The 20,528-nt window shown below is 61.8% G+C and carries 17 protein-coding genes; 13 read left to right on the forward strand and 4 right to left on the reverse strand.

The features are described 5' to 3' along the window. The first annotated feature begins 159 nt into the window (after positions 1 to 159). The 3 genes from MA884_RS03960 (at position 160) to MA884_RS03970 (ending at position 3,605) form a co-directional block, all read left to right on the forward strand. On the forward strand, positions 160 to 1,443 hold the full coding sequence (locus MA884_RS03960) for a Zn-dependent hydrolase (RefSeq protein ID WP_256229132.1): 1,284 nt from the start codon (positions 160 to 162) through the stop codon (positions 1,441 to 1,443). Between the two features lie 186 nt (positions 1,444 to 1,629). Then, positions 1,630 to 3,114 (forward strand): PAS domain S-box protein, encoded by a 1,485-nt coding sequence (locus MA884_RS03965; protein WP_256229133.1) that lies wholly within the window; start codon positions 1,630 to 1,632, stop codon positions 3,112 to 3,114. A gap of 242 nt (positions 3,115 to 3,356) precedes the next feature. Then, positions 3,357 to 3,605 carry a DUF1652 domain-containing protein gene (locus MA884_RS03970; protein ID WP_256229134.1) on the forward strand — a complete coding sequence of 83 codons (249 nt, stop codon included), beginning with the start codon at positions 3,357 to 3,359 and terminating at the stop codon, positions 3,603 to 3,605. Between the two features lie 174 nt (positions 3,606 to 3,779). Here MA884_RS03970 and MA884_RS03975 read toward each other — a convergent pair whose 3' ends face one another. Continuing rightward, complete coding sequence (locus MA884_RS03975) at positions 3,780 to 5,165, reverse strand: HAMP domain-containing sensor histidine kinase (protein WP_256229135.1); 1,386 nt, start codon at positions 5,163 to 5,165, stop codon at positions 3,780 to 3,782. After that, entirely contained in the window at positions 5,143 to 5,826 is a 684-nt protein-coding gene (locus tag MA884_RS03980) for a response regulator transcription factor (protein WP_256229136.1), read from the reverse strand. The genes MA884_RS03975 and MA884_RS03980 overlap by 23 nt, the downstream gene beginning before the upstream one ends. A 280-nt stretch (positions 5,827 to 6,106) precedes the next feature. Between MA884_RS03980 and hcnA the strand changes: the two genes are divergently transcribed. From hcnA to hcnC, 3 genes are read left to right on the forward strand one after another with little or no spacing between them, the layout of a single operon-like run. Continuing rightward, positions 6,107 to 6,430 carry a cyanide-forming glycine dehydrogenase subunit HcnA gene (hcnA, locus tag MA884_RS03985; RefSeq protein WP_256229193.1) on the forward strand — a complete coding sequence of 108 codons (324 nt, stop codon included), beginning with the start codon at positions 6,107 to 6,109 and terminating at the stop codon, positions 6,428 to 6,430. Further along, complete coding sequence (gene hcnB / locus MA884_RS03990) at positions 6,427 to 7,836, forward strand: cyanide-forming glycine dehydrogenase subunit HcnB (protein ID WP_256229137.1); 1,410 nt, start codon at positions 6,427 to 6,429, stop codon at positions 7,834 to 7,836. Before hcnA ends, hcnB begins: the two co-directional genes overlap by 4 nt. After that, positions 7,829 to 9,103, forward strand: coding sequence for a cyanide-forming glycine dehydrogenase subunit HcnC (gene hcnC, locus MA884_RS03995; RefSeq protein ID WP_256229138.1), 1,275 nt, complete (start codon positions 7,829 to 7,831; stop codon positions 9,101 to 9,103). Before hcnB ends, hcnC begins: the two co-directional genes overlap by 8 nt. A gap of 186 nt (positions 9,104 to 9,289) precedes the next feature. Here hcnC and MA884_RS04000 read toward each other — a convergent pair whose 3' ends face one another. After that, positions 9,290 to 9,901 (reverse strand): glutathione S-transferase, encoded by a 612-nt coding sequence (locus MA884_RS04000; protein WP_256229139.1) that lies wholly within the window; start codon positions 9,899 to 9,901, stop codon positions 9,290 to 9,292. A gap of 29 nt (positions 9,902 to 9,930) precedes the next feature. Next, positions 9,931 to 10,851, reverse strand: coding sequence for a MurR/RpiR family transcriptional regulator (locus MA884_RS04005; RefSeq protein ID WP_047230196.1), 921 nt, complete (start codon positions 10,849 to 10,851; stop codon positions 9,931 to 9,933). A gap of 313 nt (positions 10,852 to 11,164) precedes the next feature. On the opposite strand from MA884_RS04005, the gene iolC reads away from it, so the two are divergent. The 7 genes from iolC to MA884_RS04040 all read left to right on the forward strand — a co-directional run bounded on the left by iolC (position 11,165) and on the right by MA884_RS04040 (position 20,481). Next, on the forward strand, positions 11,165 to 13,102 hold the full coding sequence (iolC, locus tag MA884_RS04010) for a 5-dehydro-2-deoxygluconokinase (RefSeq protein WP_256229140.1): 1,938 nt from the start codon (positions 11,165 to 11,167) through the stop codon (positions 13,100 to 13,102). 159 nt (positions 13,103 to 13,261) lie between these two features. Continuing rightward, entirely contained in the window at positions 13,262 to 14,155 is an 894-nt protein-coding gene (iolE, locus tag MA884_RS04015) for a myo-inosose-2 dehydratase (RefSeq protein WP_256229141.1), read from the forward strand. Then, complete coding sequence (gene iolB / locus MA884_RS04020; RefSeq protein ID WP_256229142.1) at positions 14,152 to 14,961, forward strand: 5-deoxy-glucuronate isomerase; 810 nt, start codon at positions 14,152 to 14,154, stop codon at positions 14,959 to 14,961. The genes iolE and iolB overlap by 4 nt, the downstream gene beginning before the upstream one ends. A 30-nt stretch (positions 14,962 to 14,991) precedes the next feature. Beyond that, the gene (locus tag MA884_RS04025; RefSeq protein WP_256229143.1) at positions 14,992 to 16,494 is read left to right on the forward strand and encodes a CoA-acylating methylmalonate-semialdehyde dehydrogenase; all 1,503 of its coding nucleotides are present in this window, start codon (positions 14,992 to 14,994) and stop codon (positions 16,492 to 16,494) included. Positions 16,495 to 16,523: 29 nt separating this feature from the next. Then, the gene (locus MA884_RS04030) at positions 16,524 to 17,345 is read left to right on the forward strand and encodes a TIM barrel protein (RefSeq protein ID WP_256229144.1); all 822 of its coding nucleotides are present in this window, start codon (positions 16,524 to 16,526) and stop codon (positions 17,343 to 17,345) included. A 164-nt stretch (positions 17,346 to 17,509) separates the two neighbouring features. After that, positions 17,510 to 19,441, forward strand: coding sequence for a 3D-(3,5/4)-trihydroxycyclohexane-1,2-dione acylhydrolase (decyclizing) (gene iolD, locus MA884_RS04035; protein ID WP_256229145.1), 1,932 nt, complete (start codon positions 17,510 to 17,512; stop codon positions 19,439 to 19,441). Positions 19,442 to 19,470: 29 nt separating this feature from the next. Beyond that, positions 19,471 to 20,481, forward strand: a complete 1,011-nt coding sequence (locus MA884_RS04040) for a Gfo/Idh/MocA family protein (protein ID WP_256229146.1) — start codon at positions 19,471 to 19,473, stop codon at positions 20,479 to 20,481. The last annotated feature ends 47 nt before the right edge of the window (positions 20,482 to 20,528 follow it).

The following is a 20,528-nucleotide window of genomic DNA, read 5'->3' on the forward strand; positions in this document are numbered from 1 at the left end:
CCTGTGGGGGAGGGCCCCATCGCGAGCAGGCTCGCTCCCAGACTGGATTTGGGTGAATGCAAGTCTGTGTGCACAGCAGATCCCCTGTGGGAGCGAGCCTGCTCGCGATAGCGGCCTCAAGTACAACGAGAAAATGCCTGAAAAAACTGGAGATCCCCCATGAACGCAGCCGTCGACGTTCTACAGTCCACCCAACAGCACATCAACCGCGACCGCTTGTGGCAGTCGCTCATGGACCTGGCGCAGCTCGGTGCCACGGTCAAGGGCGGGGTGTGCAGGCTGGCCCTGACCGAGCTGGACCGCCAGGCCCGGGACTTGTTCGTGCAATGGACCGAGGCGGCCGGCTGCACCGTCAGCATTGACGCGGTGGGCAATATTTTCGCCCGTCGTCCGGGGCGCAATCCGAACCTGCCGCCGGTGATGACCGGCAGCCACATCGACACCCAGCCTACCGGCGGCAAGTTCGACGGTTGCTTCGGTGTGCTGTCCGGCCTGGAAGTGCTGCGCACCCTCAATGACTTGAAAATAGAGACCGAAGCGCCGTTGGAAGTGGTGGTCTGGACCAACGAAGAAGGCTCGCGCTTCGCCCCGTGCATGATGGGTTCTGGCGTATTCGCCGAGAAGTTTACCCTCGAAGAAACCCTGGCCAAGACCGACGCCGAGGGCATTACCGTCGGCCAGGCGCTCAATGCCATCGGCTACGCCGGGCCACGCCCGGTCAGCGGGCATTCGGTGGGGGCGTATTTCGAGGCTCACATTGAGCAGGGGCCGATCCTGGAGGACGAACGCAAGACCGTCGGCGTGGTGATGGGCGCATTGGGGCAGAAGTGGTTCGATCTGACCTTGCGGGGCGTCGAAGCCCATGCCGGTCCGACCCCGATGCACTTGCGCAAGGACGCTTTAGTCGGTGCCTCGATCATCGTCGGTGCGGTCAACCGCGCGGCCCTCGGTCATCAACCCCATGCCTGCGGCACGGTTGGCTGCCTGCAAGCCTATCCCGGTTCGCGCAATGTCATCCCGGGCGAAGTGCGCATGACCCTGGATTTTCGTCACCTGGAACCGGCACGCCTGGATTCGATGATCGCCGAGGTCAGGCAAGTCATTGCTGACACCTGCCAGCAACACGGCCTGACGTATGAATTGACCCCTACGGCCGACTTTCCGCCGCTGTACTTCGACAAGGGCTGCGTCGAAGCCGTACGCGGTGCTGCCCAAGGGCTGGGCCTGTCGCATATGGACATCGTCAGCGGCGCCGGCCACGACGCGATCTTCCTCGCCGAACTGGGGCCGGCCGGGATGATCTTCGTACCGTGCGAAGGCGGCATCAGCCACAACGAAATCGAAAACGCCGCCCCGGATGACCTCGCCGCCGGTTGTGCGGTGCTGCTGCGAGCGATGCTCGCCGCCTCACAGGCCATCGCCGAGGGGCGCCTTGATATGTAGGAGCTGGCGAAGCCTGCGATCTTTTGATTTTGATCTTTCGCTCTCGACTCGATTGGCGTTTGGAAAGATCGCAGCCTCGTTGCACTCGACAGCTCCTACACAGCTCCTACACAGCTCTTACGGGGGAACGTGTCATCACCGCGGATGGTCTTAACCTCCATGCTCCTCTGACCACATGGAGACCCGATGAGCCAGGATGTCCCGACTACCGATACCAATCGTCGTCAACTGCTGCAAATCATCGCCGGGCTGTCTGACGGGGTGATGTTGATCGAAGTCGATCAGACCATCGCCTGGGCCAACGAAGCGGCGTTGACCATGCACGGGGTCACTGACCTCAAGGAGCTGGGGGCCAACGCCGAGGAATACGTCCAGCGGTTCAATTTGCGCTATCGCAACAACCACCCGCTGACCGCGGACAACTACCCCATTGCTCGGGTCGCCCGTGGCGATGAGTTCAGCGATGTCTTGGTGGAGGTCACGCCCGAGGCCGATCCGGACCGCACCTGGGTTCATCGGATTCGCAGCATGGTGCTGACCGACCGCAGCGGTGAGGCGGAATTGCTGGTGCTGATTCTCAGCGACGCCACCGAATGGGCCAGCGCCGAACAGCGTTTCGAGAAAACCTTCGCCGCCAACCCGGCGCCGGCGGTGATCTGTCGTCTCAGCGACCTGCGTTATATCAAGGTCAACCAGGGCTTTCTGGAAATGACCGGCTACAGTCGCGAGCAAGTGATCGGGCGTTCGGTGTATGAGCTGGACGTACTTGAGGCGGCTGAGAAACGTGATCTGGCCGTTGAACGGCTGGGCCAGGGCGCGACCATTCCGCAGATGCAGGCCGAGCTGAAATTGCCCGGTGGCGGTAGCAAGCAGGTGATCGTCGCCGGCCAGCCGCTGGACCTGCATGACGAAGACTGCATGCTGTTTTCCTTCATGGACATGGAGCCGCGCCGCAAGGCTGAAACGGCGTTGCGCCAGAGTGAGGAGCGCTTTGCCAAGTCGTTCCGCCTCACCCCCGTGCCAACCCTGGTGTGCAGCGCCGAACAGCAATTGCTGGAGATCAACGAAGCCTTTCTCCAGACCAGCGGTTACGCCAGTGAAGAGCTACTGGGTAAGACCGTGGAGGAAATCGGTTTTCTCGATCCGGATGCCCGCGCGGCGCTGTTTGCCACGCTGGAAAAAACCGCAACCGTGTCCAACGTCGACGTCAAGGTTCACAAAAAGGGCGGGGAGCAGATTGACTGCGAGATGGCGGCCGATACTGTCGTCATCCAGGACAAGCCGTGTTATTTGCTGGTGTTGATGAACATCACCGAACGCAAGCGCTCGGAACTGGAGCTGGTGGCGGCTATCGAGGAGGTGATGAAAGATGCCTCCTGGTTCAGTCGGACCCTCATCGAAAAACTGGCCAATGTGAAGAGCATCAACGCCCAGTTGCCCAGCACTTCATTTACAGAACTCACAGCCCGGGAGCGTGATGTGCTGGGGCTGATCTGCCAGGGTCTGGCCGACAAGGAAATCGCCGCGCGCTTGAAGCTGGCCCCCAACACCGTGCGTAATCACGTGGCGACGCTGTACTCCAAGCTTGATGTTCACAGCCGTAGCGAGGCGATTGTCTGGGCACGCGAGCGCGGCCTGTTCGCCAAGGAGTGGCGAATGAAGGCACCGTGATAGCCAGTGCAAATGCACTGGGCGTGCTGGTGCAAATTTGGGTTTTGCACCTGTCGTTGGCTCCTTACTCTGTGAGGGTGCGGCATGTTCTTCATAACGCCGCGTCCCCCACGAAACAGTCAAGGAACAGGCCGCAATGCGCAGTGAACGAATCAATCGTGCAATCGACAGGATGTTTGCAGAGTCCATGAGCCGGGAGCAGTGCGCCGGTCATCTGCGACCTCAGCGCTGAGGTGTAAGGCATGACCCAACTGGCCCCCCTGCGCGCTCGCCTCGAAGAAAGCTTTACGCCGCTGGCTTGCGACTGCAGCCTCAACGGCGACGGAACCCTTACCGTACGCCTCTATCACCGCGAAAGCGGGGAAGTGGATCTGGTGGTAAGTGGCATGAGCCTGGACAGCGTCCGATCAGAAGAAAGCCTCGCAAAGCTGATTGACGAGTTGCGCTACGAGCTTGAAAACACCCCGCTGCATCGAAGTGACCCCGCCTGAATGATCCGCTGAACTGTGTAGCCGCTGCGTAGGAGCTACGTCGGATCGGGTAGGAACTGGTAAGAGCTGGTAGGAGCTGTCGAGTGCAACGAGGCTGCGATCTTTTCCCAGACAATTGAATCGCAAGCGAAAGAGCAGATCGAAAGATCGCAGCCTCGTTGCACTCGACAGCTCCTACAACAACGTCGCCCGGCAATCGAGCGCCAGCCGAGCGCCGCCTTGCTCGCTGCTGCCCACTTCCAGCGTGAACCCGTGCAAGTTAACGATCGCCGCGACGATCGATAACCCCAGGCCAAAGCCGCTTTGCTGGCTGCTGCCCTCGGCGCGGTAGAAGCGACGAAACACGGCCTTGCGCTCTGCCTCGGGGATACCAGGTCCAGTGTCGAGTACTTCGATGCGGCTGCTGTCGCCCTGATCAACGCCACGCAGGATCACCTCACCGCCCGGCGGGGTGAATTTGATCGAGTTGCTCAGCAGGTTCGACACCGCCTCGAACAGCAATGCCCGGTCGCCGTTGAGCAAGGGCAGGGCATCGGGCACTTCGAGGGTGAAGGTCAGTTCCCGCTCCTCGGCCAGCGGCAGATAAAAATCGTGCAGTTCCTGCAACAACTGCAACGGATCGAGGCGTACGAACCCTGAGCGCCGTTGCTGGTCTTCCAGCTCGGAAATCCGCAACAACCCCCGGAACCTCGCCATCAGGGTGTCAGTCTCGGCAATCACCTGATCCATTTGTAAGGCTTCGGGCGAGCCGTCCGGGGCTTGCTGCTGGATGCGATAAAGCTGGGCGCGCAGGCGAGTCAGTGGTGTGCGCAGGTCGTGGGCGATGTTGTCGCACACGCCCTTGACCTCGTTCATCAAGCGTTCGATGCGATCGAGCATGGCGTTGACGATCGCCGCCAGCATGTCCAGCTCATCGCGACGGCTCGACAGCGGCAAACGATGGGTCAGGTCGCCGGCCACGATGGCTTCGGCACTGGCCTGCAGCTTGCGGATGCGCTGCAACGGTCGCCGGCGCAACAGATGCCAGCCGGCAATGCCCGGCAGGATGGTCAGGGACACGCCCCAGAACAACGCGTGCAGAATGATGCGCGTCACAGCGAACAGCGAACCGTTGTCCCGCGCCAGGATCAGCCAGCGGCCGTCCTGGGTCCGGGTCGCCACCGCGTCGCAACTGTCGGAGGGAATACCTGGATCTCTGGAATCGACGCAGCCGCCGAGCATATGAATCTTGCCGTCCAGCGGCAGGTCGGCGGGGACGCGCCGGATCGGTCCGCTCAAGTGGCGCAGTTGCGGATCGAACAGGCCGTAGGCATCGACGCCGCGTTCATCCAGGGTCAGGCTGGCCATGAGTGCATCTTCCAACTGGTCGCCATGAATACGGGCGAACAGGTGCTGGCGCTGCATCAGGGAGTGTTTGGCGAGGCTGTCGAGGTAGCCGAACACTTCGTAGTACATCACCCCCATCAGGACTGCACTCCAGAGCACGAACAGCGAACTGTACAGCGCCAGCAGGCGGCTGCTGGAGGAGCGCCAGCCCTTAGCGGGGTTCAGCAATGACATAGCCGGAACCTCGTACCGTGCGAATCAGCGGTTCCAGGCCCGGCGGGTCTATTTTTTTGCGCAGGCGACCGATATGGACGTCGATCAGGTTGGTGCCGGGGTCGAAGTGATAGCCCCAGACCTCTTCGAAAATCATCATGCGCGAGAGGATCTGGCCGCTGTTGCGCATCAGGAACTCCAGCAGCTTGTATTCGGTGGGCAGCAGGCTGAGCAGTTGCCCGTTGCGGCTGGCTTCGCGGCTGATCAGGTTGAGTTCCAGGTCGGCCACCCGCAGCGCGGTTTCCGGCTCGCGGGCACCGTTGTTGCGCCGCAGCAGTACTTCGACCCGGGCGGCCATTTCGTCGGTGGCAAACGGCTTGGTCAGATAATCGTCGCCACCGGCCCGCAGGCCACGGACCCGCTCGTCCACATCGGAGAGGGCGCTGATCATCAGGATCGGCGTGGCCACGCCCATCGTGCGCAACGTCGTCACGATCACCAGCCCATCGAGTTCGGGCAGCATACGGTCCAGGGTGATCAGGTCGTAATCGCCGCTCACCGCCCGTTCCAGACCCTCGCGGCCGTTGTCGACCCAGTCGACATTCAGGCCGTTGCGGGTCAGTTCGGCGACGATTTCACGGGCGGTCACGGCGTCGTCTTCGATGGTCAAAATGCGATTCATGGGCGGTACCGGGTGAGAAGTTGAAGCCATTGCGCTGCATTCTGCCAAAAATTAGCTGTCAGCTTGCTGAAAAAAAGTTCATGGACGCCGACAGCTGTCTTCACTGGCCTGGATCAACACTTGGTCACAAATAATCCCTAACATGAATTGGGTGCGCACTATCATGCTGCGTCCGTTGCCCTGCTTTGGCGCGCTGTCGCTGACGGGCACTGACACGAACCGGTGATGGTGTGCCGCAAGGAGCCGAGACCTCACTGAACCTTCAAGGAAGAGCAGCATGATGCAACCTCAAGACCTTCTACGCCGAAAATTTGATATCCAGCCGCTGAAGCAGGCCGACATGACGGTGCGCCTTGATGGGCAACTCGTCAGCGCGGCGCAAGGTGAAACGGTCCTCAGCGTCATCCAGTCCCTGGGTCAGCGTCAAGTGGCCCGCAACGATCACGACCAACTCAGCGGTGCCTACTGCGGTATGGGCGTGTGCCAGTGCTGCCTGGTCAAGATCGACGGTCGCCACAAGCGCCGCGCCTGCCAGACCCAGGTGCGTCCGGGCATGCAGATCGAAACCCGGACCAATCGCATCGCCGAAACGGAGGCGCCATGAACCTCGATCCGGTGATTGTCGGCGGCGGGCCGGCGGGTATGGCAGCGGCCATCGAGCTGGCTACCCACGGGGTACGTTGCACCCTGCTTGAAGAGGCGCCGCGCCTGGGGGGCGTGGTTTACCGCGGGCCGCTGCGCGACGGGGTGAGCCTGGATTACCTGGGTTCGCGCTACAGCGAAGCCCTGGAGAAACTCCTCGGTGAGTTCCAGCGCCATGCCGGGCTGATCGATGTGCGACTCAACCACCGCGTCATCGGCGCCGAAGGGTTCAAGGCACTGATGCTGCTGAACGCCGATGAACAGCTGCGCGAGGTCACCTATTCCCACCTGGTGCTGGCGGCCGGTTGTCATGAGCGCAGCGTGCCGTTTCCTGGTTGGACGCTGCCGGGGGTGATGATGCTCGGGGGGCTGCAGTTGCAGATCAAGAGCGGGGTGGTCAAGCCGCCGAGCCCGGTGGTTATCACCGGCACCGGCCCGTTGTTGCCGCTGGTGGCCTGTCAACTGCACGCTTCGGGCGTGGCCGTGGCGGGTGTCTACGAGGCCTGTGCATTCGGCAGGATCGCCAAGGAAAGCCTGGCGTTGTTGAACAAGCCGCAACTGTTGCTCGACGGCCTGAGCATGCTGGCTTATCTCAAACTGCATCGCATCCCCATGCGTTATGGCTGGGGGGTGGTGCAAGCCCACGGCGAAGGTGAGTTGAACATGGTCAGCGTCGCGCCGTATTCCAGTACCTGGGAGCCCGACCTTAAACGAGTCGAGCACGTCCCGGCCCAGACGCTGGCGGTCGGCTACGGTTTCATCCCCCGCACCCAATTGAGCCAGCAGATGGGCCTGGAACACGGCTCCAGCGATGACGGTTATTTGCGGGCGGTGTCCGATGCCTGGCAACAAAGCAGCGAGGCGCACATTCACCTGGCCGGCGACGTGGGCGGGATTCGCGGCGGTGAGGCTGCCATGCTAAGCGGACGCATGGCCGCGCTGTCGATCCTGATGCGATGCGATGTGCTGGACCCATTCACCGCCCTTGCGCGCAGAGATCGATATCAGGCGCAGCTTGACCGGATCGTGCGCTTTCGCGCCGCGGTGGACCGCTACACCCAGCGCGGCGCCGGACAAACTGCTTTGCCAGCCGCCGATACGGTCATTTGTCGCTGCGAACACGCGACCCGCGCCGACATCGACCGCGCCCTGGAGCAGGGTGTGCAAGACATGGCCAGCCTGAAAATGCGTACCCGCGTGAGCATGGGCGATTGTCAGGGGCGGATGTGCGTCGGCTATTGCAGTGATCGCCTGCGCCAGGCCACCGGGCGCGCCGACGTTGGCTGGCTGCGGCCGCGTTTCCCCATCGACCCGATTCCCTTTTCAGCTTTTCAGAACGTCGGCACGGAGGCCGTCCCGCATGACTGAGCATCCAGACCTCAAGCACTATGACGTCGTCATCGCCGGCGGGGGCGTGATCGGTGCGTCCTGTGCCTATCAACTGTCCAAACGCAAGCATCTGAAGGTCGCCTTGATCGACGCCAAGCGCCCCGGCAACGCCACCCGCGCTTCGGCCGGCGGCCTGTGGGCTATCGGTGAATCCGTGGGCCTGGGCTGCGGGGTGATCTTCTTTCGGATGATGTCGGCCAACCGCAAGCGCCAGGCCCAGGGTGCCGCCGTGGCGGTGGACGCCAGCACCCCGCACATCCTGCCCCAGTCGTTCTTCGATTTCGCCCTGCAGTCCAACGCGATGTATCCCCGACTGCACCGCGAGCTGATGGACAACCACGGCATGGACTTCAAGTTCGAGGAGACCGGGCTCAAGTTCGTGATCTACGACGACGAAGACCGTTTGTACGCCGAGCACATTGTCGCCTGCATTCCCCACCTGGCCGATCAGGTGCGCTGGCTCGATCAGGCTGCCTTGCGCGAGGCCGAGCCGACTGTCAGTCATGAGGCCCGGGGCGCGCTGGAGTTCCTGTGCGACCATCAGGTCAGCCCGTTCCGCCTGGCCGATGCCTACACTGAGGGTGCCCGACAGAACGGCGTCGATATGTTCTTCAACACCAACGTGACTGAAGTGCTGCGCGACGGGCCGCGGGTGACGGGGGTGAGAACCGCCGAAGCCGGGACGTTCAACTGCCGGACGCTGATCAATGCCGCCGGTGCCTGGGCAGCGGACCTGAGCGAACAGGCCACGGGCGTGCGAATCCCGGTCAAGCCGGTCAAGGGGCAAATCCTGCTGACCGAACGCATGCCGAAGATCCTCAACGGGTGCCTGACCACCAGCGATTGCTATATAGCGCAAAAGGACAACGGCGAAATTCTCATCGGCAGTACCACCGAAGACAAGGGGTTCGACGTGACCACCACCTACCCGGAAATCGAGGGGCTGGTGCAGGGCGCGGTGCGGTGCATACCGCAACTGTCCGACATCAACCTGAAACGCACTTGGGCCGGTTTGCGCCCCGGCTCACCTGATGAGTTGCCCATTCTGGGGCCAATGCGCGGCGTGGAAGGCTACCTCAACGCCTGCGGGCATTTCCGCACTGGCATCCTGACCTCGGCCATTACCGGAGTATTGCTGGACAAGCTGGTGAACAACGAGCCGTTGCCGCTGGACATCACGCCGTTTCTGGCGGACCGGTTTGAGGTGGCACCCATGGCAAAGCCCAAGGAAATGGAGCTGGCCTGAGCAAATCCTGTGTGGGAACTCTGGGATCTGTGGGATCTGTGGGATCAGTGGGATCTGTGGGAGCAAAGCTTGCTCGCGATAGCGGTATACCAGTCAACATTGTTGCAGGATGATCCAGTGCTATCGCGAGCAAGCTTTGCTCCCACAGGTACTCTGATTACCCCAGGATTTTTTGTTCACGGCCGGTTATTCCATCGGCGTGCTGACAAACGCCTCCAACCCTTCGGCATAGGCGGTAAACGCGCTGATCAACGGGAAAGCCTTGCCCTGCACCTGGTCCGGTACCACCAGGTTGGTGAAGCTCCAGGCCACTGCCACGGTGATGCCCGCCTGATCGAGGGTGCCATCGGTGCCCAACGGCTGTTTCTCCAGTTCTTGCTCCAGCATTCCATAGGCCGCCGCCAGTTGGCCTTCCACGCGCTCAACCCACGGCGCGTGCTGGATTTCCGTCGGCCGCAGGTTGCGTTCGTAGTAGATCTGCACCGACTTCTCGCACGCCGCCAGGGCCAGGCCAGTCACGCGCAGTGCGCGCAGCCGTTGGCCAATGTCGACCGGCATCAAGCTTTTCCCCGGCGTGGCCAATGCCTCCAGGTAGTCGATGATCAATGTGGAGTCCATCAGCACGCCGCCATCGTCGAGCACCAGGGTCGGGGCCTTGACCACCGGGTTGATGCGCTGGAACTGTTCGAAGTGCCTGAACACCGAAACGGACTCATGCTCCAGGGCAACCCCCAGGCACTTGGCGGAAATGGCGACGCGTCGCACGTAGGGCGAGTCCAGCATGCCGATCAGTTTCATGACGTCTCCTTCAGAAAAATCTTGCGGGGTTAATCCTCGAACCCGACCTGTTCATGGATCTCATCGACCTTGAGTTCCAGTCGGTAAGCCACGGCGATGAACAACGCCTGGCACAGGCACAGCGTGGCACTCAACGAGCGGAAGGCGAAAGAGCTGCCTTCGTTCACCAGCAGCACCGCATTGGCCCGTTTGGCCAGGGGCGACAGGTTGCTGTCGGTGATGATCAGCGTCTTGGCCTGATGATGCTGGGCAATGCGCAGGCAGTGCTGGGTTTCCTTGCCGTAGGGCGTAAAGCTGATGGCGATCACCAGGTCGTTGGCCCGCACGCTGCGCATTTGCTCGCGATAACTGCCCCCCAGGCCGGACACCAGATGGATGCGCTTGTTGGTGTGTTGCAGGTTATAGACCAGGTAGTCGGCCACTGCGAACGAGCGTCGCACCCCGACCACATAGATGTTGTCGGCGTTGACCACCAGGTCCACGGCTTTGTCGAAGGCCTGATCGTCCAACTCCAGGCCCAGGCGCTCGATGCCCGAGAGGGTGGCGTTGACGCATTCGCGCGCCAGGTCGCCGCCGCTGGCTTTCTGCGACTTGTTGGCGATCATGCTGCGGATGCGCTGCTGGTAGTTCTGCACCGGCGTGGTCTTGTGGGTATAGGCCTCGCGAAACAAGGCCTGCATTTCGCTGAACCCGCTGAAGCCGAAGCGCTGGGAGAACCGCACGATGGCCGACGGATGCACTTCGCATTCGCGCGCAATGTCGCTGATGCGATCGACCATGATCCGGTCGCTTTGCTGGCTCATGTAACTGGCGATGCGTTTTAGCTGTCGCGGCAGGCTTTCATACTCGTCGGTAATCAGTTGCAGCAGACGCTCGGCATTGATCGGTGGGCTTGAAAGGGCGGGTTCGGACGCACTCTCGGACGGCGCCGGCAGATCGGGGCGGGTCATAGAAAATCCTTCTGGCTTGTTCTTATAGGGCCGCCCGGGAAAAGGCCCGGCCCTCGACAATAGGTTGGCTGATCGCAGTCTACAGCGTAGGCGCGGGGAAAATCATGAGCAGACACCGTTGCAGTCGCTGCTGAAACGATGCACTGCGTCTGGCGCGCTTCGGTGATAGCGTATTGGAAAAAATATTCCACGTTAAAAAATTATAGAATAATTATTGATTATTGGTCGCTGCTCGTTTTAGTCTGCATCCACCAACAGCGTTGGCGCCAGTTTCGGTGGCAAGCGCGGGCTGATAAAAATAACAGGAGCCAGCATGGGCCAGACTCGTTTTGCCAGTGGGCGTCAATTGGATGTGATCTGCCTGGGACGCCTGGGCGTCGACCTCTACGCGCAGCAAGTCGGAGCGCGCTTGGAAGATGTATCGAGCTTCGCCAAATACCTGGGTGGCTCGTCGGCCAACATCGCTTTCGGCACCGCACGGTTGGGGCTCAAGTCGGCGATGCTGAGCCGGGTAGGGGACGACCATATGGGCCGCTTCCTGGTGGAGTCCCTGGCGCGCGAGGGCTGCGATGTCAGTGGCATCAAGATCGACCCTGAACGCCTGACGGCCATGGTCCTGCTGGGTATCAAGGACCGGGAAACCTTTCCCTTGGTGTTCTACCGGGAAAACTGCGCCGACATGGCGTTGCGCGCCGAGGACATCAATGAAACGTTCATTGCCTCCAGCAAGGCGCTGCTGATCACCGGCACTCATTTCTCTACCGAAGGCGTCTACAAGGCCAGCACCCAGGCACTGGATTACGCCGAGAAACACAGCGTCAAACGGGTGTTGGACATCGACTATCGCCCGGTACTCTGGGGCCTGGCAGGCAAGGCCGATGGCGAGACCCGGTTCGTCGCCGACCGGAAGGTCAGCCAGCACGTGCAAGGCATCCTGCGGCGTTTTGACCTGATCGTCGGCACCGAGGAAGAGTTCCTGATTGCCGGTGGCAGCGAAGACCTGTTGAGCGCATTGCGCACCGTGCGCTCGCTCACGACAGCGACCCTGGTGGTCAAGCTTGGCCCGCAGGGCTGCACGGTGATCCACGGCGCCATCCCGAGCCGACTTGAAGACGGCGCCCTCTATCCCGGGGTTCGTGTCGAAGTCCTGAACGTCTTGGGCGCAGGTGATGCGTTCATGTCGGGTTTTCTCGCCGGTTGGCTGGAGGACGCCAGCGATGAACGCTGCTGCCAGTTGGCCAATGCCTGCGGTGGTCTGGTGGTGTCACGCCATGCCTGTGCCCCGGCGATGCCGACCCGGGCTGAACTCGACTACCTGTTCAACAGCCCCATGCCGATTACCCGGCCGGATCAGGACGTGGTATTGCAACGTCTGCATCAGGTCAGCGTGCCGCGCAAACAATGGAAACAACTGTTCATCTTTGCCTTCGATCATCGCTGGCAACTGGTGGAGCTGGCCCACAAAGGCGGGCGCGAGCTGAGCGCCATCAGCGAACTCAAGCAACTGTTCATCCAGGCCGTGGAGCGGGTCGAAGCCGACCTGAAACGTCAGGGCATTGAGGCCGATGTCGGTCTGCTGGCCGATCAACGTTTCGGCCAGGATTCGCTGAACGCCGCCACCGGACGTGACTGGTGGGTGGCGCGGCCGGTGGAAGTCCAGGGTTCGCGACCACTGGCGTTCGAACACGGGCGCTCCATTGGCAGCAACCTGATCGCCTGGCCACAGGAGCAGATCATCAAGTGCCTGGTGCAATTTCACCCCGACGACGAACCGCTGCTGCGCCTGGAGCAGGAGGCGCAACTGCTGGGGTTGTATCAGGCGTCCCAGGTCAGCGGTCACGAACTGCTGCTGGAGGTCATCCCGCCCAAGGATCATCCGTCGGCGCATCCGGACGTGCTCTATCGCGCCCTCAAGCGCCTCTACAACCTGGGCATCTTCCCGGCCTGGTGGAAAATCGAAGCCCAGACGGCAGACGAATGGAAGCAACTTGATGAGCTGATTCAACAGCGTGATCCCTATTGCCGAGGTGTGGTACTGCTGGGCCTCAACGCCCCGGCCGCTGCACTGGCTGAAGGCTTTCGCCAGGCCAGTCAGAGCACCACCTGCCGTGGGTTTGCTGTCGGACGGACGATTTTCCAGGAACCGAGTCGAGCCTGGCTGGTCGGGGAAATCGACGATGAAACGTTGATCCGGCAGGTGCAGGACAGGTTTGTGCAGTTGATCGAGGCGTGGCGTGCTGCGCGAAGTTAAAAGCTGTGAACACTGATCTTGTGGGAGCGAGCCTGCTCGCGATAGCGGACTGATAGTCAACATTAAGTCGCCTGACACACCGCTATCGCGAGCAGGCTCGCTCCCACAGGGTTCATCGCCGTCTTCAATGGTTAGGTAAAAACAATAAAAGGTGCAGCCATGCCCGCTATTCGAATTGGCATCAACCCGATTTCCTGGAGCAACGACGACCTGCCATCGTTGGGTGGCGAGACGCCGTTGAGTACGGCGCTGAGCGAAGGCAAGGAAATCGGTTACCAAGGTTTCGAACTCAATGGCAAGTTTCCCAAGGATGCCAAGGGCGTTGGCGATGTGCTGCGGCCCTATGACCTGGCGCTGGTCTCCGGCTGGTATTCCAGTCGCCTGGCCCGGCGCTCGGCGGCCGAAGAGATCGATGCCATCGCCAGCCATGTCGAGTTGTTGGCGCAAAACGGTGCGGCGGTGCTGGTGTACGGCGAGGTGGCCGATTCCATTCAAGGCCAGCGCATCCCGCTGATCGAGCGGCCGCGGTTTCACACGGATGAAGCCTGGCAAGACTACGCGGAAAAACTCACCGAACTGGCGCGCTTCACCCTGTCCCGCGGGGTGCGCCTGGCGTATCACCATCATATGGGCGCCTATGTCGAGTCGCCTTCGGACATCGACAAACTAATGGCCCTGACCGGCAGCGAAGTCGGCCTGCTGTTCGACTCGGGCCACTGCTACATGGGTGGCGGCGAACCCTTGCAGGTGTTGCGCAAGCACATCGAGCGCATTTGCCATGTGCATTTCAAGGACGTGCGCAAGCCTGTGGTGCAACTGGCGCGCAACAACCTCTGGAGTTTCCCCGACTGCATCATCAACGGCACCTTCACCGTACCGGGTGACGGTGACATCGACTTCGCCGCGTTGCTGGACGTCCTGCTGGCCGCCGACTATCACGGTTGGCTGGTCGTAGAAGCCGAACAGGATCCGGCCGTGGCCCCGAGTTATGCCTACGCCAAGAAAGGCTACGACACCCTGCGTGCCTTGCTGCAAGAGAGGACTGCGTCATGAGCCTGTTGATCAAAAGCCAGCCAAGCGGCCAGACCATGGTCCAGCTACCCGCCGGCGAACTGGAGTATGTCGGGTTTGCCGCCTACCGCTTGAGCCTTGGTGAAAAGCTGCCGGTGGCTGCCGCCGACAAGGAACTGTGCCTGGTCTTGCTCAGCGGGCGCATCAGCCTCAAGGGTGAAGCGCCGGGGCAGGGCAGCTTCGACTGGGACAACCTGGGTGATCGTCAATCGGTGTTCGAGGACAAATCGCCCTACGCCATTTACCTGCCGCCCGGCAGCCAGGCCCAGGTGACCGCCCTGAGCGACGTGCAGCTGGCCGTGTGTGCCGCGCCGGGCGGCGACCAGAACAACTATGGCCCACGGTTGATCCGTCCCGACAACATGAAGCGCAGCGTGCGCGGCAAGGGTGCCAACACTCGTTATGTCTGCGACATCCTGCCCGACAGTGAACCGGCCCATTCGCTGTTGGTGGTGGAAGTGCGCACGCCGTCGGGGCATTCATCGAGCTACCCGCCCCACAAGCACGACACCGACGACCTGCCACACCAAAGCTTTCTGGAAGAAACCTATTACCACCAGGTCAACCCGTCCCAAGGGTTCGTGTTCCAGCGGGTCTACACCGATGACCGCAGCATCGACCAGGCCATGGCCGTGGAAAACAGCGACCTGGTGGTGGTGCCCAAGGGTTACCACCCGGTCAGCGTGCCTTACGGGTACGAGTCGTATTACCTGAACGTCATGGCCGGTCCGAAGCGGGTCTGGCAATTCCATAACGATCCGCAGCACAGTTGGCTGCTCGATCTCTGACTTCCACCCTTTGCACGGAGAACAAGAACAATGAGCGACGCCCCGGTAGTAGGCCATTACATCAGCGGTCGAGTGCAGGACAGCGACACCGCACGGTTCAGCAACGTCTTCAACCCGGCCACCGGCGCGGTCCAGGCCCGGGTGGCGCTGGCCGAACCGGGCACCGTCAAGGCCGCGGTGGCCTCGGCGCTGGCGGCATTCCCGGGCTGGTCCGAGCAATCCTCCTTGCGCCGTTCGCGGGTGATGTTCAAGTTCAAGGAATTGCTCGACCGCCATCATGACGAACTGGCGCAAATCATCAGTCGCGAGCACGGCAAGGTGCTGTCCGATGCCCATGGCGAGGTCACTCGTGGCATTGAGATTGTCGAGTACGCCTGCGGTGCGCCGAACCTGCTCAAGACCGATTTCAGCGACAACATCGGCGGCGGCATCGACAACTGGAACCTGCGCCAGCCCTTGGGCGTGTGTGCCGGTGTCACGCCGTTCAACTTCCCGGTGATGGTGCCGCTGTGGATGATTCCCCTGGCACTGGTCACCGGCAACTGCTTCATCCTCAAGCCTTCGGAGCGTGACCCGTCCGCCAGTTTGCTGATGGCCCGGCTGCTGACGGAGGCCGGGTTGCCGGACGGTGTGTTCAACGTGGTCCAGGGCGACAAAGTGGCGGTAAATGCGCTGTTGCAGCACCCGGACGTCGAAGCGATTTCCTTTGTCGGCTCCACGCCCATCGCCGAATACATCCATCAGCAGGGAACAGCGAACGGCAAGCGTGTACAGGCGCTTGGCGGGGCAAAAAATCACATGATCGTCATGCCCGATGCCGACCTCGACCAGGCGGCGGACGCATTGATCGGCGCGGCCTACGGCTCGGCCGGTGAACGCTGCATGGCGATTTCCATTGCCGTGGCGGTGGGTGATGTGGGCGATGAATTGATTGCCAAACTGTTGCCTCGCATTGACCAGTTGAAAATCGGCAACGGCCAGCAACCCGGTACCGACATGGGGCCGCTGGTGACCGCCGAGCACAAGGCCAAGGTGGAAGGTTTCATCGACACCGGCGTGGCCGAGGGCGCTCGCCTGATCGTCGACGGCCGTGGTTTCACGGTGCCGGGGGCCGAGCAGGGTTTTTTTGTCGGCGCGACGCTGTTCGACCAGGTCACCGCCCAGATGAGCATCTACCAGCAAGAGATCTTCGGCCCGGTGCTGGGCATCGTCCGCGTGGCGGATTTCGCCAGTGCCGTGGCCTTGATCAATGCTCACGAATTCGGCAACGGGGTGTCCTGCTTCACCCGTGACGGCGGTATTGCCCGGGCGTTTGCCCGCAGCATCAAGGTCGGCATGGTCGGCATCAACGTACCGATTCCGGTGCCCATGGCCTGGCATTCCTTTGGCGGCTGGAAGCGTTCGCTGTTCGGCGATCACCATGCCTACGGTGAAGAAGGTCTGCGCTTCTACAGCCGCTACAAAAGCGTGATGCAGCGCTGGCCCGACAGCATCGCCAAGGGCCCCGAGTTCAGCATGCCGACTGCCCAATAACCGTTTATGAATGCCGGAGGGATAACAACATGAACAAACCCCTGCGTTTTGCCCTGAACCGAATGGTTGCCCCGCGCCTGTCACTGCCTGATTTCATTGACCTGGCGCTGGCCTTGAAAACCGATGCAATCGAGATTCGCAACGACCTGCAAGGAGTCGAGATCGAAAACGGCATGCCACCGGCACAGGTGCGTGAATTGTGCGAGGAGCGGGGTATCAAGGTGTTGTCGATCAACGCGCTGTATCCCTTCGACGTCTGGAACGAGGAGCGCCGTGCCCAGGCCGTGCGGCTGGCGGACTATGCCCGCGAATGCGGCGCCGAGGGGCTGGTGATGTGCCCGCTCAACGACCGCGCTGACCCGCGTAGCGAGGCTGAGCGCGCGGCGGGGCTGCACATGGCCCTCAGTGAACTGGCGCCAATCCTGCGGGCCTTTGGCATCTACGGTTTCATCGAACCCCTGGGCTTCGAGGAGTGCTCGCTGCGGCGCAAACGCACGGCGGTCGAGGCGATCAAGAGCGTTGACGGGCTGGATGTATTCCGCCTGGTGCACGACACCTTTCACCATCATCTGGCCGATGAGCAGGAATTTTTCCCCGAGCTGACCGGGCTGGTACACATCTCCGGTGTCGAGGATGCCCAGGCACCCTTGACGACCATCCGCGACGGCCACCGCGTGCTGGTGGGCGAGGCCGACATCCTGGGCAATGCCGCGCAGATCGAGGCGTTGCGGGCCGGTGGTTACGAGGGCTACCTGTCCTTCGAACCATTTGCCCAGAGCATTCATGAACTGGCCGACATCCGCCAGGCATTGGGGGCGAGTATGAACCACTTGCAAAACCCCCAGGCCTGACACAGTCCTCAAAATGATGAAGAACCCCTGTGGGAGCGAGCCTGCTCGCGATAGCAGTGGTTCAGTCACCTGTATGCCAGCAGACGGGACGCCTTCGCGAGCAGGCTCGCTCCCACAGGGATTGAGTAAATTTGCCAAATTTGCATTCCAGACAAGGTGCAAGCATGACCACAACACGACTGACCATGGCCCAGGCCCTGGTGAAATTCCTCGATAACCAGTACGTCGAGGTCGATGGCGTCCAGAGCAAATTCGTCGCCGGGGTCTTTACTATTTTTGGCCACGGCAATGTGCTGGGGCTGGGCCAGGCGCTGGAGCAGGACAGCGGTGACCTGGTGGTCCATCAGGGTCGCAACGAGCAGGGCATGGCCCACGCTGCCATCGGTTTCGCCAAGCAACACCTGCGCCGCAAAATCTACGCTTGTACGTCGTCGGTCGGCCCTGGCGCGGCGAACATGTTGACCGCCGCCGCCACGGCGACGGCCAACCGTATTCCGTTGCTGCTGTTGCCCGGCGACGTCTACGCCAGTCGCCAACCGGACCCGGTGTTGCAGCAGATCGAGCAGTTCCATGACCTGAGCATCAGCACCAACGATGCGTTCAAGGCCGTGAGCAAATACTGGGATCGCATCAACCGCCCCGAGCAACTGATGAGCGCCGCGATCCACGCCATGCGCGTGCTCACCGATCCGGCCGAGACCGGCGCGGTGACCCTGGCGCTGCCCCAGGACGTGCAGGCCGAAGCCTACGATTACCCCGATTACTTTCTGCAAAAGCGCGTTCACCGCATCGACCGCCGCCCGGCCACCGAAGCGATGCTCGGCGATGCCCTGGCGCTGCTCAAGGGCAAGCGCCAGCCGCTGATCATCTGCGGTGGCGGGGTGAAATACGCCGGGGCCAACGCAGCGTTGCAGGCGTTTGCCGAGCGCTTCGCAATCCCCTTCGCCGAGACCCAGGCCGGCAAGAGCGCGGTGGTGTCCAGCCATCCGCTGAATGTCGGTGGCATCGGCGAAACCGGTTGCCTGGCGGCGAACCTGCTGGCCAAGGAAGCCGACCTGATTATCGGGATTGGCACCCGCTACAGCGATTTCACCACCGCGTCCAAATGGCTGTTCCAGCATCCGGATGTGCAGTTTCTTAACCTCAACATCAGCCCGTGCGACGCCTTGAAGCTCGACGGTGTGCAACTGCTGGCCGACGCGCGCTCCGGTCTGGAGGCGTTGTTCGCCGCGATGGGTGACTATCGTGCCGAATGGGGCGGGCAGATCGCCGATGCCAAAGCCCAACTGGATGCCGAAGTGGACCGGATCTATCAGGCTGACTTCCAGACTCAGGATTTCATCCCTGAAATCAACGATCACATGGACCCGGCCGTATTTCGCGAATTCATCGAACTCACCGGCTCCTGCCTGACCCAGAGCCGTGTGCTGGGCACCCTCAACGAGACCCTGGCGGATGAGGCGATTATCGTCGCCGCTGCCGGCAGCCTGCCCGGCGACTTGCAACGCAGCTGGCGCAGCAAGGGCGTGAACACCTATCACGTCGAGTACGGTTATTCGTGCATGGGCTACGAGGTGAACGCGGCGCTGGGCGTGAAGCTGGCCGAGCCCGAAAAAGAGGTCTATGCCCTGGTGGGTGACGGCTCTTACATGATGCTGCATTCGGAGCTGGCGACCTCGATCCAGGAGCGTCGCAAGATCAATGTGGTGCTGCTGGACAACATGACGTTTGGTTGCATCAACAATTTGCAGATGGGCAACGGCATGGACAGCTTCGGCACCGAGTTTCGCTTCCGCAACCCGGACACCGGCAAGCTCGATGGCGGCTTTGTGCCGGTGGACTTCGCCATGAGCGCGGCGGCCTACGGCTGCAAGACCTACACGGTCAAGACCCTCGACGAACTGCACGCCGCCCTGGCCGATGCGCGGCTGCAAACAGTCTCGACCCTGATCGATATCAAGGTCTTGCCCAAGACCATGATTCACAGCTACCTGTCGTGGTGGCGGGTCGGCGTGGCGCAAGTCTCCACCAGCCCCCGCACCGACGCGGTCGCCAAAACCCTCAATGAACGACTGGCCGAGGCTCGCCAGTATTAACAGCCCCAATCCTACGAAAGGAGTTTTTCATGTCTTTGAAGCTGGGCGTCATCGGCACCGGGGCCATCGGCCAGGACCATATCCGTCGTTGCAGCCAGACCTTGCTCAACAGCCAGGTGGTGGCGGTGACCGACATCAACCTCGCCCAGGCGGCGAAGGTGGTGGCCGACTTGAAACTGACTGCCGAGGTCTATCCCGACGGTCATGCATTGATCAAGGCGCCGGACGTGGAGGCGATCCTGGTCACTTCCTGGGGCCCGAGCCACGAAGAATTCGTACTGGCGGCGATCGCGGCGGGTAAACCGGTGTTCTGTGAAAAGCCCCTGGCGGTCACGGCCGAAGGCTGTCGCAAGATCGTCGAAGCCGAAGTCGCCCATGGCAAGCGCCTGGTGCAGGTCGGTTTCATGCGCCCGTACGATGAAGGCTATCGAGCGCTCAAGGCGGTGATCGACAGCGGCCAGATCGGCGAGCCGCTGATGCTGCACTGCGCTCATCGCAATCCGAGCGTGGGGGAGAATTACAAGACCGACATGGCGATCACCGACACCTTGATCCATGAGCTGGATGTGTTGCGCTGGCTGCTGGCCGATGACTACGTTTCGGTGCAGGTGGTGTTCCCGCGCAAGACCAGCAAGGCGCTGGCGCACCTGCGCGATCCGCAGATCGTGCTGCTGGAAACCGCCAGGGGCACGCGCATCGATGTGGAGGTTTTCGTCAATTGCCAGTACGGCTACGACATCCAGTGCGAAGTGGTGGGGGAGACGGGCATCGCCAAGCTCCCGGAGCCGTCCCAGGTGCAACTGCGCAGTGGCGCCAAGCTGTCCAACGCCATTCTGATGGACTGGAAGGACCGCTTCATTGCGGCTTACGACGTTGAGTTGCAGGCGTTCATCGACGGCGTGCGCGCCGGGCAAGTGGCTGGACCCTCGGCCTGGGACGGCTTCGCCGCAGCGGTGGCGGCGGATGCCTGCGTCGAAGCGCAGCAGAACGGGCAGATTGTCAAAGTCGAGCTGCCGGAGCGGCCGCGTTTCTACGGTTAAATGCATTCCCTGTGGGAGCGGGCTTGCTCGCGAAGGCGTTGGGTCAG

The sequence above is a fragment of the Pseudomonas sp. Q11 genome (genome assembly GCF_024494355.1).
Taxonomy (GTDB): Bacteria; Pseudomonadota; Gammaproteobacteria; order Pseudomonadales; family Pseudomonadaceae; genus Aquipseudomonas; species Aquipseudomonas hefeiensis.

Excerpts from the sequence above, each read along its gene's own strand:
- hcnC (WP_256229138.1), top strand. The coding sequence starts at position 7,829 with ATGACTGAGCATCCAGACCTCAAGCACTATGACGTCGTCATCGCCGGC.
- iolC (WP_256229140.1), top strand. The coding sequence starts at position 11,165 with ATGGGCCAGACTCGTTTTGCCAGTGGGCGTCAATTGGATGTGATCTGC.
- MA884_RS04005 (WP_047230196.1), bottom strand. The coding sequence starts at position 10,851 with ATGACCCGCCCCGATCTGCCGGCGCCGTCCGAGAGTGCGTCCGAACCC.
- MA884_RS04040 (WP_256229146.1), top strand. The coding sequence starts at position 19,471 with ATGTCTTTGAAGCTGGGCGTCATCGGCACCGGGGCCATCGGCCAGGAC.
- MA884_RS03970 (WP_256229134.1), top strand. The coding sequence starts at position 3,357 with ATGACCCAACTGGCCCCCCTGCGCGCTCGCCTCGAAGAAAGCTTTACG.
- MA884_RS03960 (WP_256229132.1), top strand. The coding sequence starts at position 160 with ATGAACGCAGCCGTCGACGTTCTACAGTCCACCCAACAGCACATCAAC.
- MA884_RS03975 (WP_256229135.1), bottom strand. The coding sequence starts at position 5,165 with ATGTCATTGCTGAACCCCGCTAAGGGCTGGCGCTCCTCCAGCAGCCGC.
- MA884_RS04025 (WP_256229143.1), top strand. The coding sequence starts at position 14,992 with ATGAGCGACGCCCCGGTAGTAGGCCATTACATCAGCGGTCGAGTGCAG.
- hcnA (WP_256229193.1), top strand. The coding sequence starts at position 6,107 with ATGCAACCTCAAGACCTTCTACGCCGAAAATTTGATATCCAGCCGCTG.
- iolD (WP_256229145.1), top strand. The coding sequence starts at position 17,510 with ATGACCACAACACGACTGACCATGGCCCAGGCCCTGGTGAAATTCCTC.
- MA884_RS03965 (WP_256229133.1), top strand. The coding sequence starts at position 1,630 with ATGAGCCAGGATGTCCCGACTACCGATACCAATCGTCGTCAACTGCTG.
- MA884_RS04000 (WP_256229139.1), bottom strand. The coding sequence starts at position 9,901 with ATGAAACTGATCGGCATGCTGGACTCGCCCTACGTGCGACGCGTCGCC.
- MA884_RS03980 (WP_256229136.1), bottom strand. The coding sequence starts at position 5,826 with ATGAATCGCATTTTGACCATCGAAGACGACGCCGTGACCGCCCGTGAA.
- hcnB (WP_256229137.1), top strand. The coding sequence starts at position 6,427 with ATGAACCTCGATCCGGTGATTGTCGGCGGCGGGCCGGCGGGTATGGCA.
- iolB (WP_256229142.1), top strand. The coding sequence starts at position 14,152 with ATGAGCCTGTTGATCAAAAGCCAGCCAAGCGGCCAGACCATGGTCCAG.
- iolE (WP_256229141.1), top strand. The coding sequence starts at position 13,262 with ATGCCCGCTATTCGAATTGGCATCAACCCGATTTCCTGGAGCAACGAC.
- MA884_RS04030 (WP_256229144.1), top strand. The coding sequence starts at position 16,524 with ATGAACAAACCCCTGCGTTTTGCCCTGAACCGAATGGTTGCCCCGCGC.